Annotated in this window: 13 protein-coding genes; 6 read left to right on the top strand and 7 right to left on the bottom strand. The window is 59.6% G+C overall.

The features are described 5' to 3' along the window. Positions 1-13: 13 nt before the first annotated feature. The 6 genes from glgC to ACOAP0_RS18920 form a co-directional block, all read right to left on the bottom strand. Positions 14-1,318, bottom strand: coding sequence for a glucose-1-phosphate adenylyltransferase (glgC, locus tag ACOAP0_RS18945; protein ID WP_087493740.1), 1,305 nt, complete (start codon positions 1,316-1,318; stop codon positions 14-16). A 60-nt stretch (positions 1,319-1,378) separates the two neighbouring features. Next, entirely contained in the window at positions 1,379-3,010 is a 1,632-nt protein-coding gene (locus tag ACOAP0_RS18940; protein ID WP_498377693.1) for an alpha-D-glucose phosphate-specific phosphoglucomutase, read from the bottom strand. A 28-nt stretch (positions 3,011-3,038) separates the two neighbouring features. Then, on the bottom strand, positions 3,039-5,129 hold the full coding sequence (gene glgX / locus ACOAP0_RS18935; RefSeq protein WP_498377692.1) for a glycogen debranching protein GlgX: 2,091 nt from the start codon (positions 5,127-5,129) through the stop codon (positions 3,039-3,041). Positions 5,130-5,137: 8 nt separating this feature from the next. After that, on the bottom strand, positions 5,138-7,324 hold the full coding sequence (gene glgB / locus ACOAP0_RS18930; protein WP_498377691.1) for a 1,4-alpha-glucan branching protein GlgB: 2,187 nt from the start codon (positions 7,322-7,324) through the stop codon (positions 5,138-5,140). 190 nt (positions 7,325-7,514) lie between these two features. Continuing rightward, entirely contained in the window at positions 7,515-8,477 is a 963-nt protein-coding gene (locus ACOAP0_RS18925) for a TraB/GumN family protein (protein WP_498377690.1), read from the bottom strand. Beyond that, positions 8,467-9,102, bottom strand: a complete 636-nt coding sequence (locus ACOAP0_RS18920; RefSeq protein WP_498377689.1) for a hypothetical protein — start codon at positions 9,100-9,102, stop codon at positions 8,467-8,469. The genes ACOAP0_RS18925 and ACOAP0_RS18920 overlap by 11 nt, the downstream gene beginning before the upstream one ends. A 139-nt stretch (positions 9,103-9,241) precedes the next feature. Between ACOAP0_RS18920 and yiaA the strand changes: the two genes are divergently transcribed. Beyond that, the gene (yiaA, locus tag ACOAP0_RS18915; RefSeq protein ID WP_498377688.1) at positions 9,242-9,676 is read left to right on the top strand and encodes an inner membrane protein YiaA; all 435 of its coding nucleotides are present in this window, start codon (positions 9,242-9,244) and stop codon (positions 9,674-9,676) included. Between the two features lie 9 nt (positions 9,677-9,685). On the opposite strand, the gene ACOAP0_RS18910 is transcribed toward yiaA, so the two are convergent. Further along, positions 9,686-12,145, bottom strand: coding sequence for a YgiQ family radical SAM protein (locus tag ACOAP0_RS18910; RefSeq protein ID WP_498377687.1), 2,460 nt, complete (start codon positions 12,143-12,145; stop codon positions 9,686-9,688). Positions 12,146-12,442: 297 nt separating this feature from the next. On the opposite strand from ACOAP0_RS18910, the gene ACOAP0_RS18905 reads away from it, so the two are divergent. The 5 genes from ACOAP0_RS18905 (at position 12,443) to ACOAP0_RS18885 (ending at position 16,713) form a co-directional block, all read left to right on the top strand. After that, positions 12,443-13,288 carry an ABC transporter substrate-binding protein gene (locus tag ACOAP0_RS18905; protein WP_087497127.1) on the top strand — a complete coding sequence of 282 codons (846 nt, stop codon included), beginning with the start codon at positions 12,443-12,445 and terminating at the stop codon, positions 13,286-13,288. Between the two features lie 69 nt (positions 13,289-13,357). After that, entirely contained in the window at positions 13,358-14,044 is a 687-nt protein-coding gene (locus ACOAP0_RS18900; protein ID WP_481874018.1) for an ABC transporter permease, read from the top strand. Next, positions 14,041-14,754 (top strand): ABC transporter permease, encoded by a 714-nt coding sequence (locus ACOAP0_RS18895; protein ID WP_498377685.1) that lies wholly within the window; start codon positions 14,041-14,043, stop codon positions 14,752-14,754. Before ACOAP0_RS18900 ends, ACOAP0_RS18895 begins: the two co-directional genes overlap by 4 nt. A gap of 5 nt (positions 14,755-14,759) precedes the next feature. After that, positions 14,760-15,890 carry a M14 family metallopeptidase gene (locus ACOAP0_RS18890; RefSeq protein ID WP_498377684.1) on the top strand — a complete coding sequence of 377 codons (1,131 nt, stop codon included), beginning with the start codon at positions 14,760-14,762 and terminating at the stop codon, positions 15,888-15,890. 43 nt (positions 15,891-15,933) lie between these two features. Continuing rightward, a complete protein-coding gene (locus ACOAP0_RS18885) occupies positions 15,934-16,713 on the top strand; it encodes an ABC transporter ATP-binding protein (RefSeq protein ID WP_481874020.1) in 780 nt (259 codons plus the stop codon). Positions 16,714-16,727: the final 14 nt, after the last annotated feature.

The following is a 16,727-nucleotide window of genomic DNA, read 5'->3' as shown; positions in this document are numbered from 1 at the left end:
TCGTTGAACTAATTTATTGGGCTTCCAGCCGCTTGAGCATGTCTTTGGTCACCAGGACCACGCCGTTGTCGGTGCGCTCAAAGCGTGCCGCATCCGCCACCGGGTCTTCACCGATGACCAAGCCATCCGGCACTTCCACACCCCGGTCAATGACCACACGGCTCAAGCGGCAGCCACGGCCGATGGTGACTTCGGGCAGCAGCACTGCCTGGTCAATCACGCAGAACGAATGGATGCGAACGCTGCTGAACAACACCGAGTTGCTGACGATGGAGCCCGACACAATGCAGCCGCCCGACACCATGGTATTGATAGCTTGGCCGTGCTTGCCATCGGCGTCCTGCACAAACTTGGCAGGTGGCAACTGGCGCTGGCTGGTCCAGATGGGCCAGTTGGTGTCGTAAATATCCAGCTCAGGGGTGACTGAGGCGAGGTCGAGGTTGGCTTCCCAAAAGGCGTCGATGGTGCCCACATCGCGCCAGTAGGGCACGGCGTCCGGGGTGGACGACACACAGGACATGGAGAAGGGATGGGCCACCGCCCTGCCCTCGCGCACCACGCGAGGAATCACGTCTTTGCCGAAATCGTGGCTGGACTCAGGGTTGGCCAAATCGTCTTCCAGCAGGTCGTACAGATACTTGGAGTCGAAGATGTAAATACCCATGCTGGCCAGAGACACAGCATCATTGCCCGGCATGGCGGGTGGATTTGCGGGTTTCTCGACAAACTCGGTGATCTTTCGGGTGCCATCAACGGCCATCACACCAAAGGCAGTGGCCTCTTCGCGTGGCACCTCAATGCAGCCCACGGTGCAGCCAGCGCCACTCTCCACGTGGTCTTTGAGCATCAGCGAGTAATCCATCTTGTAGATGTGGTCGCCGGCCAGCACCACCACGTACTCAGGCTTGCTGCTTTGGATGATGTCCAGGTTCTGGTAAATCGCATCAGCCGTGCCGCGGTACCAGTGCTCCTCGTCCACCCGCTGCTGGGCCGGCAACAGGTCGACCATCTCATTCAGCTCAGCACGCAAGAAGCTCCAGCCACGCTGCAAGTGGCGCAACAGTGAGTGCGACTTGTACTGGGTGATAACGCCGATGCGGCGGATACCGGAGTTCACGCAGTTGGAGAGCGCAAAGTCAACGATACGGAACTTGCCACCAAAGTACACCGCAGGCTTGGCGCGCCGGTCGGTCAGCTGCTTGAGGCGGGAACCGCGGCCACCGGCCAGCACCAGCGCGATGGTGCGGCGCACCAGCATATGGGGCTGCATGTGGCGCTCCTGGAGCGCGAGGTTGCGGGCGTTGTCTGTAGTACTCATGGTTTTGTCTCCTGTCGCTTGGTTTTGATGAGATGAAAGTGAGGCCTGCGCTTCTGCGGCTCAGGTCGTCACAGTGGGTCGATTCATGCCGGTGAAATGGCGGATACGGGCTACCGCCTCCGCGAGCGCGATCAACGGCTGCAAGGCTTCTTGGGCTGGGATGTCCTGACGGGTGGCATCGGGCTCATGGCGCTCCAGATAAACGCGCAAAGTCGCGCCTTCGGTGCCTGTGCCGGAAAGGCGGAACACCACGCGCGAACCATCGGTCAGCACGATGCGCACACCCTGCTTCTGGCTCACGCTGCCATCCACCGGGTCGGTATAGGCAAAGTCGTCCGCAAAGGCTACCGGCAATCCGGCGATGGAGGTGCCACCCAAGGTGGGTAAAGACGCACGTAAGTCGCGCATAAGCGCATCGGCCTGCTCGGTAGGAATGCCTTCGTAGTCGTGGCGGGAATACACACAACGGCCGTATTGCGCCCAGAGCTCGCGCACCAGCACCTCCACCGATTTGCCGCTGGCGGCAATCAGGTTGAGCCAGAACAGCACGGCCCACAAGCCGTCTTTCTCGCGGACATGGCTGGAGCCGGTTCCGTAGCTTTCTTCGCCACACAAGGTGACTTTGCCGGCATCCATCAAATTGCCGAAAAACTTCCAACCGGTGGGGGTCTCGAAACACGGAATTCCCAGCGCCTTGGCAACGCGGTCCACAGCAGTGGAAGTCGGCATAGAACGGGCCACACCCGCAATGCCAGACTGGTAGCCCGGCACCAAGGTCGCATGGGCTGCGATCACGGCCAGGCTGTCGCTGGGCGACACCACAAACTTGCGGCCCACAATCATGTTGCGGTCAGCGTCACCATCGCTCGCAGCACCCATGTCAGGCGCATCGGCGGCGAACAAATGGGCGATCAGGTCTTCGGCATTCACCGGATTCGGGTCCGGGTGCAAACCACCGAAATCTTCGAGTGGTGTGCCATTGACCACTGTTCCTGCTGGAGCACCCAGCTCGCCCTCCAGCAAGGCTTTGGCATAGGGGCCGCCCACAGCGCACATGGCGTCATAGCGCAGGGTGAAGCCGCCCGCAAACAACTTGCGGATGGCGTCAAAGTCAAACAAGCCGCGCATCACTTCGGCATAGTCCGACACGGAGTCAATCACCACCACCTCGGTGCTGCCGATGTGCTGGCTGCCCAAAGTGTCCAGGCTGATGTCGGCCGTATCCATGGTGCGTATCTCGCGAACGACCTTGGTGCGTTCGAAAATCGCCTCGGTGACCTTCTCAGGTGCGGGGCCGCCGTTGGCCACGTTGTATTTGATGCCGAAGTCGCCCTCCGGACCACCGGGGTTGTGACTGGCGGACAGCACGATACCGCCACTGGCGCCATGGCGGCGGATCACAGCACTGACTGCAGGGGTCGACAAAATGCCGCCCTGCCCGACGAGTACCCGGGCATAGCCCTTGGCTGCTGCCATACGCAAGATGGTTTGAATGGCCACGCGGTTGTAAAAGCGGCCATCGCCCCCCACCACCAGCGTCAAGCCGGCAGCATCCGGCAGCACATCGAATAGGGCTTGAACAAAGTTTTCCAGGTAACGGGGCTGCTGGAACACGGTGACTTTTTTGCGCAGGCCCGAAGTACCGGGGCGCTGGCCTTCAAAAGGCGAGGTAGGTATGGTGATGCGTGACATGGTGGTGTGACAGTGGTTGAGTTTGAAACTAGAAAACAGGCTGCACAGCGCTGAGCAAGACCAGACTATCTGCTTGTACTGTGAATAGGGGACTGACCGTTGAGGCGGGTTCGGTACCAACACTTTCCGAGCCTGTATCCAGGCAAAGATGCCATTCGCCGTCCGGCAAGGTGAATGCTTGTGCCGAGGCAGATGGGTTGAGCAGCAGCAGCACCGCACCAGAACTGCCGAGCTGCAAATGAACCGCCAATGGTCCACCCTGAGGTGCTTCCCAATCGCCGGCTTCCACGGTGCGACCGTCGGGCAATGCCCACATTGCCACCGGGCCGGACCCGGCTTCACCGGTATGGCTGCGCCACCATCCGGTGGCCTGCAAGGCCGGCAGCGCACGGCGTAACGCAATGGCACGAGCGACAAAAGAGCTCAGGTCGTGGCGGGCGGCTTCCCAATTCAGCCAAGTGGTGGCGTTGTCCTGGCAATAGGCGTTGTTATTGCCGCACTGGCTGTGGCCCAGCTCGTCACCGGCGAGCAGCATGGGCGTGCCCAGCGAAAACAGCGTGACGGCCAATAAAGTGCGGCGATGGCGTGCACGGGCTTGCACTACCTGCTCATCTTCACTACCCCCCTCCACTCCATGGTTCACACTAAGGTTATGGCCATGGCCGTCGCGGTTGTGTTCTCCGTTGGCTTCGTTATGACGATGGCAGTAGCTCACTACGTCCATCAGGTTAAAGCCGTCATGCGCCGTCACAAAGTTCACGCCGCTGTGCGCTGCGCGACGCAATGGGCTGAAAGCGTCCGCGGAACCCGCCAGGCGATTGGCCAATGCACCGCGGTGGGTGCTGTGTTGCAGCCAAGCGCTGCGCTGCGTATCGCGAAAACGGTCGTTCCATTCCAGCCAGCCCGCCGGAAAAGCGCCCAGCTGATAGCCGCCGGGGCCGATGTCCCAAGGCTCAGCCACCATCACGCAATTGCGCAGCGTCGGGTCCTGCGCGATCGCCATCAACAAAGGGGCATGGGGGTTGAAGCGGTAGTCTGTCTCCGCAGTTCCACGGGCCAAGACGGGCGCGAGGTCAAAACGAAAGCCATCCACCCCATAGTCCGTGACCCATGCGCGCAAGCTGTCCATCACGGTGCGCAAGACCACCGGATGGTTCAGATTGACGCAGTTGCCGCAACCCGTCCAGTTGAGGTAACGGGATGCATCGCCAGGCTCCAAGTGGTAGTAAGTGCCGTTATCGATGCCACGCAGACTGAGCAGGGGGCCGAATTCATCGGTCTCACCGGTGTGGTTGTAAACCACATCGAGAATCACCTCTATTCCTGCTGCGTGCACAGCATCGACCATGGCCCGGAACTCGGTGCGCGGAGTGCTGCCGGCAGTGCCGCTCCAATAACGGCTTTCCGGCGCGCTCCAGGCGATGGGGCTGTAACCCCAGTAGTTGGACAAGCCCAGGCGCTGCAAACGCTCTTCATCGGCACGGAAGGCCACGGGCATCAGGCTCAAAGTGGTGACGCCCATTGCCTTCAGGTGTGCAATGGCTGCAGGATGCGCAAGGCCCGCATAGCTGCCCCGCAGCGTCTCAGGCACGCCCGGATGCAGCCGGGTGAAGCCTTTGACGTGCAGCTCATACATCACACGTTGCTTCGGCAGCACCACCGGCCCGGGATTCGCCGCTGGCAGAGGTGCACAAACGCGTGCTTTCAATGCGGTGGCGGCATTGTCCCGGCTATCGGGCAGCTGCCGGCCGCGCGCGGAATCCGGCGCATGTGCCCAGTGAAGGTCCGAACCGTCATAGCGCCCCAGCACCTCGCGGGCGTAGGGGTCCAGCAGCAACTTGGCAGGATTGAACCGGTGGCCACGCTCGGGCGCCCATGGCCCATGGACACGAAACCCGTACACCTGCCCTGCACGACCCGCGGGCAGAAGGCCATGCCACACATCGCCTGTTTTGGCGGGCAAGGGCAAGCGCTGCAACTCGGTCACGCCTGCCTCATCAAAGAGACACAGGTCCACCGAAGTAGCGTTAGGCGCAGCCAAGGTGAAATTCACTCCCTCCGGCGTGAGGGTGGCCCCCCACTCGGCGGCATTTCCCGGCAGCATGCTCAACAAAGACATGGAACGACTCATTCTTCTCCGGGAATGAGCACAAGGCATGCCAGCGGCGGCAAAGTAATGACCAGCGACTGACCCAAGTGATGCGCTGCGACCGGCTCGGTGCTTCGCGCGCCCGAACTCAGGCTGCTGCCGCCATACACACCGTTGTCGGTGTTGATGACTTCGCGCCAGGCCCCTGCCACTGGTACGCCGATGCGGTACCCGGGTCGAGGCACGGGTGTGAAGTTACAGACCACCACCACCGCCCGGCCGTCTTTCGCCCGCCGTTGAAAGGCGATAACGGACTGTGCGGAATCGTCATGGGCAATCCACTCAAAGCCTTCTGACTGCACATCCTGCTCATGCAACGCAGGGAACGCACGGTACACGCGGTTCAGATCACGCACCAAACGCTGCACCCCCTGATGCGGCGCTTGTTGCTCCAGATGCCAGGGCAGCTGGGAGCCGTCGGCCCACTCTGTGGGCTGGGCCAACTCGCATCCCATAAACAGCAATTTCTTGCCGGGGTAGGCCCACATGAAACCGTACAGCGCACGCAAATTCGCAAACTTTTGCCATTCGTCCCCGGACATCTTGCCAAGCAACGACGCCTTGCCATGCACCACTTCGTCGTGTGACAGGGGGAGCACGAAGTTCTCGGTGAACGCGTACATCAACCCGAAGGTGAGTTGGTTCTGGTGGTACTTGCGGTGTACCCCGTCCATGGAGGCGTACTCCAGGGTGTCGTGCATCCAGCCCATGTTCCATTTGTAATGAAAGCCCAGGCCACCGCTCTGCAAGTCCGGAGACGGCGGGCGGCTCACACCGGGGAACGCTGTGGATTCTTCTGCGAGTGTGATCGCTCCAGGACGCTCGGTACCCACCACATGGTTCATGCCGCGCAGAAACTCAATCGCCTCCAGGTTCTCTCGACCACCGTATTTATTGGGAATCCACTGTCCTGCGGCCCGGCTGTAGTCCCGGTACAGCATGGATGCCACCGCGTCCACCCGCAAGCCATCAATACCAAAGCGCTCCAGCCAGTACAGTGCATTGCTCACCAGAAAGTTGCGCACTTCGGTGCGACCGAAGTTGTAAATCAGCGTATTCCAGTCCTGGTGAAAGCCTTCCTTGGGGTCAGCGTATTCATACAAGTGGGTGCCGTCAAACTCGGCCAAGCCATGTGCATCACTCGGAAAATGGGCAGGCACCCAATCCAAAATCACACCCAGCCCTGCAGCGTGGGCAGCATCCACAAAATACTTGAAATCCTCGGGCGTCCCAAAACGCGAAGTGGGCGCAAAAAGCCCCAAGGGCTGGTAGCCCCACGATCCGTCAAAGGGGTGCTCACTCACCGGCAAGAGTTCCAAGTGCGTGAAACCCATCTCACGCGCATAGGGCACCAAGGAGTCGGCCAACTCGCGGTAATTCAGCCAGCGCCATCCATCGGCCTTACGCCAAGAGCCCAAGTGCACTTCGTAAATGCTGAGTGGCTGCTGCAGGCCATTCGCGCAGACGCGGTCACTGCCCATGGGCAGGCGGGGCAACAAGCCGCAAACCACGCTGGCAGTATCAGGCCGAAGCTGCGCTGAAAACGCAAAAGGGTCTGCCTTGGTAGTGATGGCATCGCGGGCGTTCCATATCTCGAACTTGTAGAGATCACCCTTGCTCACATGCGGAAGGAATATTTCCCAGACACCGCACTCCCGTCGCAGCCGCATGGGATGCCTGCGTCCATCCCACCCGTTGAAGGAACCCACCACCGACACCCGTTTGGCGTTCGGGGCCCACACGGCAAAGCTGGTGCCGTCGATTCCGCACATTTGGGTGGGATGCGCGCCAAGGCACTCATAGGGGCGCAAATGGGTGCCTTCAGCCAGCAGCCACAAATCCATTTCCTGAAGAACAACCGGGAAGCGATAAGGATCTTCCATCACGGAGACACCCGCATCAGCATCCTGCCAATGGACCTCCAGCCTGTAGTCAGGGACGGGCGTTGCGCCGGGTAGCACCAATGTGAAGACGTCCGTGCCCTCGTGGCGAAGCAACTCGCCGATCACCTCGCCGGTATCACGGTCCGTCGCTCGAACAGTTTGAGCAGCAGGAAACAGTGCACTGATTCGCACGCCGCCGGCATCAACGTGGGGCCCGAGAATGCTGAAAGGATCTGCATGTTGGGCCCGCATCAAGGCACCCAGGTCGTGGTCTGTCAGCATATGTCTCTCACATTCACCTGTGCTCATGGGCAACAGGTTTGTCATTGGTTTAAATCACAGCTTATTCCATAAGTCTGCGAAAAAGCGTGCCGGACCCCACGCGATTCATGAAAACCGGAATTTTGTAACCGTTACCACGCAAAGTTACCAACATTGTGACTACACGAGGAGGCGCTAGGCACCATGCACATCAGGGTAAACGCTCGATCTCATAGCCCATTCGGGCTAACACGGCTGGCAAGCCCCGTGGACCAGACATGTGGAGACTACCAACCGCGGCCAAAACTCGCGAACCACTTCGGTGCATTGCATCAATTTGGCGCGCCATGGCCGGGTTTCGCTCGTCCAACAAACGCTGCATCTGTAACTTTTCCATGGGAGTTACCACGCACTCGCACCATTGCTCGTAGGTATCCAAGCGGCGGACATCGCCGGTCTCCCACATGCTCACCAAATCCAGCAAGCTCTCTCTGGCATGCCCGGATTCCAGCTCATTGAGCCCGTCAATCAGTATCTGGCGGGCTTCCGCATCATCTGCTGCCAGAAGCGCGCGCAGCTGTAACTCGACAGTTTCCAGTGACACCACCGGCATGCCACGTGCACGTGCGGTCATGGCCAGAAAAATTTCGGAACCGAACTGCCCGTCCAGCCCGTCCCGGCGGGCAAGGTTCAAGGACAAACCGGCCAGCAACAATTCCGCAGGAACTTGGTCAGCGGACTCGACCGGCATGCACTGCACCTGCAACTGGCGCCCCAGTCGTGCCCGCGCACCCTCCTCCAATTTGCGTTTGGGCGTCTTGGCCAGAGCTTGCCCCATTTGCACAGCCACATCAGGATCCAGCGGGTCCAACTCCAGGGCCAATGTGTTGGTGCTTCTCAGCGCCTGCTCCAATGCAGGCCCAGCGGCTAGCCATGCCTCACGGCCCACATGCAAAGTGCCATAAAGATAGGAGCTGTGCCCGTCCTTGCTTACTCGCCATAGAAAACCCCGGTCGCGGGCCTGCCGCTGGGCCGCAGAGAACATTTCGGGAGACAAAGGCTTGGGCTCGGGCGGGCACTCGTTTTCAGCGGCCGCAGCCCACGCCGACAAACCCAGCAGACAGGCACCAAGAACCCGATGCTTGAATGATTGCCAAAAGGTACTAGCGTTCATGGACTTTGCGAACCGTTTTGCGCAAGCGCTCAACCATGGCTGCTGTGGCTTCATGGCACATATTCAGACTGACGCGGTTGCCGGCATCCCAAAACTGAATATCCTGCATCCCGGCTGCAGCGGAACATGCTGCGGGTTGCGGCACAGCTGCCGCGCTCAATTCCAGCAGCTCTTTGCTGAGCTTTTGCATGCGCTGCACGTCAGACACGTAGTTGCGCTCTGTGTGCACGACCTCCAGCATCTCCGCACCCTGCGGCGTGCGGACCAGGCGGCAACGTCCGTAATCCCTGGGTAGCACTAACCTGAGAGAAAGTTTCTTGTCGCGGGAAAGCGCCTGCCCATCCACCAGAATGAAGCTGCGCTTGTCCTGATCAAAAACGAAAACTGAATACAGACCGGTTTGCGGATTTTGCGTGACCACATCTACGAATCCGTTTCGCAGGGAGCGCACCTCATCAGGGGCCTTGTAACTCTCCGCTTTCACGACAGGACAGCGCTCGACCAGGCTTTCGAGCGTGCTCGATTCGTATTGCTGGATGGCCTTCGGACTGTTGCTGAACTGAATGGGCGCCTGGGCCCAGGCAAAGGCGGGCAGCAGCAACGCTATCGTGATTACCCTGATCATTTTTTGGAAAAAGTCCGAAATTTATTGAGAGAATGGCGCCGGCATTGCACTGGCAACCAAAAACAATAGCTTAGCGCCATCGGGCAGCAGCACTCCGGTTCGTCAACGCCAATCCTTTTATTTCGTCACACATCTACCCATGAAAACATCTATCCAGTTTCCACAGTCTTCTTCCGGCGCCTATGTGGGTGCAACTTTCGCGTGCCTGGGCTTGGGCACCGGTGGTTTTCTGCTCGGCCTGTGGAATGCTGAAATGCAGCTGAACGAAAAAGGCTACTACTTCACCTTGCTGGCCTTTGGATTGTTCGCCGCCGTATCGCTGCAAAAATGTGTACGCGACAAGCTGGAAGGAATTCCGGTCTCAGGCGCCTACTACGGCATCTGTTATCTGGCGGTAGGTCTGTCGCTGCTCTTGTTGGGCACCGGTTTGTGGAATGCAACCCTGCTGCTATCCGAGAAGGGCTACTACGCCATGTCCTTCGTGCTCGCCTTGTACAGCGCCGTTACCGTGCAAAAGAATGTGCGAGACAAAAAGGCCATCTCCACTGGCGACGACGGCGACACCCTGCAGTAACTAGCGAAATCAGCGCGGTTTACGGGCCGCCTTGAATGAGGGTTTGGGTGCTCCGGTCTCACGGGGCGGCAAACCGGTGTGCTGGGTCAGGATGCGCCCCTTGACCGGCGCTGCGGCTTTTCCAAGTGGCTGCACCCGGGCGGCGGCAGACTTCACCGGAGCCACCGTCGAATTCTTTTTGCGGGCGCTCTGATATCCACCGTCCACCAGGGGCTGGAAGGTCGGAATCAGGTGGTGCTTGCCATTGCCGATCAGGTCAGCGCGGCCCATGGTCTTGAGCGCCTCGCGCAAGAGTGGCCAGTTGTTGGCGTCGTGGTAGCGCAAAAACGCCTTGTGCAAGCGTCGACGCTTTTCACCCCGAACGATGTCCACCGTTTCCTCTTCGCTCTGGGCCGTGCGATGCACGCGTTTCAGGGTGTTGCGACCTGAGTGGTACATGGCGGTGGCGGTAGCCATGGGGCTCGGGTAAAAGGTTTGCACCTGGTCGGCGCGGAATCCGTTTTTCTTGAGCCAGATGGCCAAGTTCATCATGTCCTCATCGCTGGTGCCGGGGTGGGCTGCGATGAAATACGGAATCAGGTACTGCTTTTTGCCTGCTTCGGCGCTGAACTTTTCGAACAGCTGCTTGAACTTGTCGTAGCTGCCGATGCCGGGCTTCATCATCTTGGTGAGCGGACCCTGTTCGGTGTGCTCTGGCGCAATCTTCAGATAGCCGCCCACGTGGTGCTGCACCAGCTCTTTCACGTACTCCGGGCTCTTCACCGCAAGGTCGTACCGCAGGCCGGAACCGATCAGGATCTTTTTGATGCCCTTGAGCGCACGGGCGCGGCGGTAGATCTTGATCAGCGGATCGTGGTTGGTCGTCAGGTTCTGGCAGATACCGGGGTACACGCAGCTGGGCTTGCGGCAGGCCGCTTCAATCTCGGGGCTCTTGCAACCCAGGCGGTACATATTGGCCGTGGGTCCACCGAGGTCGGAAATCGTGCCAGTGAAGCCTTTGACCTTGTCGCGGATATCTTCCACCTCTTTGATGATGGACTCTTCCGAACGGCTCTGGATGATGCGGCCCTCGTGCTCCGTGATGGAGCAGAAGGTGCAGCCGCCGAAGCAGCCACGCATGATGTTCACGCTGAAGCGGATCATCTCCCACGCCGGGATTTTGGTGGCGCCATCATGGCTCCCGTTTTCATCGGCGTAGGTCGGGTGGGGGCTGCGGGCGTAAGGCAGATCAAACACAAAGTCCATTTCCGCCGTGGTCAGCGGAATGGGCGGCGGGTTGATCCATACATCGCGGGCGGTCGCGCCCTCGCCATGCGCCTGCACCAGCGCGCGGGCGTTACCGGGGTTGGTCTCAAGGTGCAGAACCCGGTTGGCGTGTGCGTACAGAATGGGATCGCTCTTGACCTGCTCATAGCTGGGCAGTCGGATCACCGACTTTTCACGCGGCGGCACCTTGAGCTTCGCTTTACCGGACAACGCGGGGTTTGCGAAAAAGGTCAGAGGCGCAATGGCTGCATTGCCGTCCGCCTTGGGGTCTTTTTGGGCGCTAGCGCCCATGGAATCTGCGCGAGCAGCTCCTGAATTCATAGCGCCCGCAGCCTCAGCGGCAGCCGCCGTGGCTTTCGCTTCATCTTCCTTGGCGCAGGTGGCGCCATTTTCAGCAGCCAGCTCGCTGGTGGTCATGTAGGGGTTCACATGGGCTTCGACCCGGCCCGGCTCATCTACCGTGGTGGAGGTGATTTCGAACCACCCTTTGCCAGTTTCGTCCTCGGGCCGGCGCACAAAAGCGGTGCCACGAACGTCTGTGATGTTCTCGACCGGCTCCTTCGCAGCTAAGCGGTGGGCAATTTCCACAATCGCGCGCTCGGCATTTCCGTAAAGCAGCAAATCGCACTTGGCATCCACCACGATGCTGCGGCGAACCTTGTCACTCCAGTAATCGTAGTGCGCGATGCGGCGCAGACTGCCTTCGATGCCACCCAACACAATGGGCGTGTCTTTGAAGGCCTCGCGGCAACGCTGGCTATACACAATGGCCGCCCGGTCCGGGCGCTTGCCGCCCACATCACCTGGCGTGTAGGCATCATCACTGCGTATCTTGCGGTCCGCGGTATAGCGGTTGATCATGGAATCCATGTTGCCGCTGGTCACGCCCCAGAACAGGTTGGGTTTGCCCAGCGCCTTGAATGCTTCGGCACTGGTCCAGTCCGGCTGGGCGATGATGCCCACGCGGAAGCCCTGTGCCTCCAACATGCGACCAATGACCGCCATACCGAAACTCGGGTGGTCCACATAGGCATCACCCGTAACGATGATGATGTCGCAGCTGTCCCAGCCGAGCTTGTCCATTTCCGCGCGGCTCATGGGCAGGAAAGGGGCGGTGCCAAAGCGGGAAGCCCAGTACTTGCGGTAACTGGAAATCGGCTTGGCGGCGCGCGCGAAGAAGGAGACGTCGACTAGGGCGTTCATAGGAGTTCGGGGGATAACCCGCGAGTGTAAGGTTTTACGTCCGTCAACGCACTTTTAGGGGCTTACCAACGGGTACCGTAATTCCGAAATCGCAGGGCCAGTCGCCTCAGAGACTTTTCGCATTCGGAACTTTTCATTACTTTCGACTTCCGAAAACGCCAAAAGCGCTTTTTCCACCGGTACAAACCCCCATGCCCTGAGTTGGGGCGGCACTAAATTTGCTGTGGTTAGCCCGTAGAATGATTTTTCTTGTTTTCTCAACCGCCGGCAATGTCCGGCAAATCTAAGGACTTTTCCATGAAGAAACTCCTGCTGGCACTGGCAGTCACCTCCGTTTTGGCTGCTTGCGGCAAAAAAGAAGAAGCGGCACCTGCAGCGCCTGCTGCGCCCGCATCGGCTCCTGCCGCTGCTGCACCCGCTCCTGAAGCCGGTCCCCTGAAGGTCGCGATCGACCCCACCTACGAACCCTTCACCTTCAAGTCCGCAGACGGTCAGCCCACCGGCTTTGACGTGGACATCGCCAACGCTCTGTGCGAACAGATCAAGCGCAAGTGCGAATTCGTGGAACAAGTCTGGGACAGCATGATCCCCGGCCTGAACGCCAAGAAGTACGACGTCATCATTTCCTCCATGTCCATCACGGATGACCGCCTGAAGGAAGTCGACTTCACCGACAAGTACTACAACACCCCCAGCCGCATCGTGCTGAAGAAGGGCACCAAGTTCACTGACGCGGCCTCCATCAAAGGCAAGAAGATCGGTGTCCTGAAGGGCTCCACCCAGGAGAAATACGCGCTGGGCGACCTGAAACCTGCCGGCGTGATCGTAAACTCCTACGAAGCCCAAGACCAGGTATACCTGGACATCAAGTCCGGCCGTCTGGACGGTACTGTGGCCGACTACATGGAAGTCACCGGTGGTTTCCTCTCCAAGCCTGAAGGCGCCAAGTACGAGTTGGTGGGCCCGGACCTGAAGATGCCCCAGTACTTCGGCTACGGCGCGGGCATTGCTTTGCGTAAAGGCGAAGACAAGCTCAAGGGCGAGTTGAACGAAGCCATCAAGGCCATCCGTACCAACGGCACTTACAAGACCCTGAACGACAAGTACTTTGCCAAGTACAACATCGACGTTTACGGCGAATAAATCTTGTAAAACCGCATCCAACGGGGCGCATCACTGCGCCCCGTTGCGTTGATTGCCTCCTCTGCTCCCATGAACTCCTACTACGTCGCCATATTGCAAGGCTCGGTACTGACCATCGGCGTTTCGCTGTGTGCCTTGCTGGTGTCTATCGTCCTCGGTCTGCTGGGAGCAGCAGCCAAACTGTCAGGACGACCAGTGCTGGTTGCCCTGTCCACGACCTACACCACTGTCATCCGGGGCGTCCCGGACCTGGTGGTCATGTTGCTGGTGTTTTACGGCGGCACCATCGGACTGAACCATCTGCTTGAGCTCTCAGGCAGCAAAAAAACCGTCGATATCAACCCCTTTCTGGCCGGAGTGCTCACGATCGGCTTCATCTACGGCGCCTACATGACCGAGACGTTCCGCGGCGCCATTCTCTCCATACCCAAGGGCCAAATGGAAGCTGCTTGGGCCTTCGGCATGGGACGCATCCGTGCCTTCATGCGCATTACTGCCCCGCAAATGGTGCGCTACGCCCTGCCAGGCTTTACCAACAATTGGCTGGTATTGATCAAATCCACAGCGCTGGTGAGCTTGATCGGCTTAAAAGAAATGACCTATCTCTCCAAGCAGGCGAGCGCGGCCACCCGCTCACCGTTTGAGTTTTTCTTGTTCAGTGCAGCCCTTTTCTTGATCTACACCAGTGTCTCCCTGTTCGTGCTCCGCAAAGTGAATGCGCGTTACAGCCTGGGAACCAAGCGGGGTGAGCTATGAAGTGGCACGTTATTTTCGAGCCGCAAAACCTGCAGCTCTACATCACCGGCATTTACACCACGCTCGGCCTGCTGGCTTCATCGCTGGCGATCGGGGCCGTATTGGCACTGATCTTCGCCCTTGCACTAACCAGCCGGTGGGCCATTCTGCGTTGGGTGGTGGGCAGCTACACCTATGTCATCCGCGGCACGCCGCTGTTGATTCAGGTTTACCTGATCTATTACGGACTCGGCCAATTGGAATGGATCCAGGCGCGCTGGGACGATGTCTGGCCCTGGACGCACTTCAAGGAGCCCTTCTTTTGCGCCTTGCTGGCCTTTAGCCTGAACACGGCAGGCTATACCGCTGAAATGTTGGCCGGCGCGATCCGCGAGACAGCAGCCGGCGAATTGGAAGCTGCGCAAGCTTACGGCATGAGCCGTTTCCAGGCCATGCGCCGCATCGTGCTACCCAGCGCCCTGCGCCGCACCTTGCCCGCTTACAGCAATGAGGTCGTGATGATGCTGCAAAGCACCAGCCTGGCGAGCGCCGTGCCCAGCATGCTGGACGTGACTGCTGCTGCAAGCCGCGTTTACTCAGACTATTACCTTCCCTTCGAGGCCTACATTGCGGCGGCAGCTATCTATTTGGTAGCGTCCTTCTGCCTGATCGGTGTTTTCCGCATGGCAGAAAAGCACTTTCTAGCCTACCTCGCGCCCCGCAAACACTGACCATCATGCAACGCAAAGACCACACGCTGCTTTCCAACAGCTTGGGCAGCCATCGCAGCCTGAGCAGTTTTCATTACGGCCAAGCGGGTGCCCGCCCGAAGGTCTACGTCCAGGCCAGCTTGCATGCGGAAGAACTGCCGGGCATGCTGGCGGCCTTTCATTTGCGGGCTCTGCTGGACCAAGCAGAGGCCGAAGGCCGGATCAGGGGCGAAGTGATTCTGGTGCCAGTCGCCAACCCTATCGGGCTGGCGCAACGCATAGACCACAAGCCCATGGGGCGGTTTGAGCTCGACAGCTCGGAGAACTTCAACCGCCATTACCCGGACCTTGCCAAGGCCGTGTACGACACCATTAAGCCCCTGATGGGCCCGGACGCGACCACCAACGTGACTACCGTTCGCAAAGCCATGGGCCAGTATCTTGATCAATGGAAACCTGATACTGAATTGCAAAGCTTGCGCCGCGCGCTTCTCATGCTGTCCCATGACGCCGACCACGTTATCGACCTGCACTGCGATTGCGAAGGGGTAATGCACTTTTACACCGAGGAACCTTGCTGGCCCCAACTGGAGCCCCTGGCGCATCTGCTACAGGCCCGAGCTATCTTGTTGGCCCGCAACTCAGGCAGCGGTCCGTTTGACGAATGCCTCTCCGGCGCCTGGTGGCAGCTGGCAGAGCGTCTGGCCAACGATGGCATCCAAGCACCTCTGCCTCAGGGCTGCAACAGCACCACGGTGGAGTTGCGCGGCGAGTCCGATGTGACGCATGCATGGGCCCAATCGGACGCCCAGGCTGTGTTGGACTTCATGGCCCATTGCGGGACCATCTCCGTGACCAGCCCTGTGCAGATTCCTGCGCCTGCGGCCCAACCCACACCATTGGCGGGCTCTGAGACTCTGCACACGCCAATGCCGGGTGTCGTCGCCTATATCGCGGAAGTCGGACAGACACTGTCGGCCGGTGACCTGGTGGCTGAAGTCATCAATCCGATCGAGAACACCCGCCACCCGATTCGTGCCGGGGTGCCGGGCGTGTTTTATGCGCGCGTCCGCGACCGCTACGCCCATTCCGGAGCCGAAATCGGCAAGATTGCCGGCGCCACAGCCTTCCGAACCGGCGAGTTGCTCGGCGCCTGAGAATCAGCCGTCGCTCCCCTGCCCCAGACAAGCTATACCCACCATGACCGATACCAAGCCCCTCAAACTCCAGGTCGAGAACATCCACAAACGCTTCGGAAGCAACGAAGTGTTGAAAGGGGTGTCCCTGTCTGCCCATGCCGGCGACGTGATCAGCATCATCGGCAGCTCCGGCTCCGGGAAAAGCACCTTCCTGCGTTGCATCAACATGTTGGAAAAGCCCCACCAGGGCCGCATCAATGTGGCAGGCGAAGAATTGGCGCTGGTCGCTGGCCCCACTGGTGAACTGGTAGCCAAAGACCCCAAACAGTTACAGCGCCTGCGCACCAAGCTGGCCATGGTGTTCCAGCATTTCAACCTCTGGGCGCACATGACGGTGCTGGAGAACATCATTGAAGTCCCTGTGCACGTGCTGGGTGTGCCCAAAGACGAAGCCGTTGCAACAGCCCGCAAATACCTGGCCAAGGTAGGCCTTTCCGGTGTGGAAGACCGCTACCCTGCACATATGAGCGGTGGCCAGCAACAGCGTGTGGCGATTGCGCGCGCCCTGGCGGTGGAGCCGGAGGTGATGCTGTTCGATGAACCCACCAGCGCGCTGGACCCGGAGCTGGTGTCCGAAGTACTGCGGGTCATGAAGAGCCTGGCCGAAGAAGGCCGCACCATGGTCGTCGTCACGCACGAAATGGGCTTCGCCCGCGAGGTGTCGAATCACCTCATCTTCCTGCACAAGGGCCTGATCGAAGAGCAAGGTCATCCCGCCCAGGTTCTGAGCGCTCCCAAGAGCGAACGCCTCGCCCAGTTTTTGTCAGGCAGCCTGAAGTAACCCAGGCTGTGATG

The organism is Curvibacter sp. Hmag1.1 (genome assembly GCF_059769165.1).
Note: the sequence above shows the minus strand (reverse complement) of the source record. Positions and strands in the feature narration are given on the sequence as shown.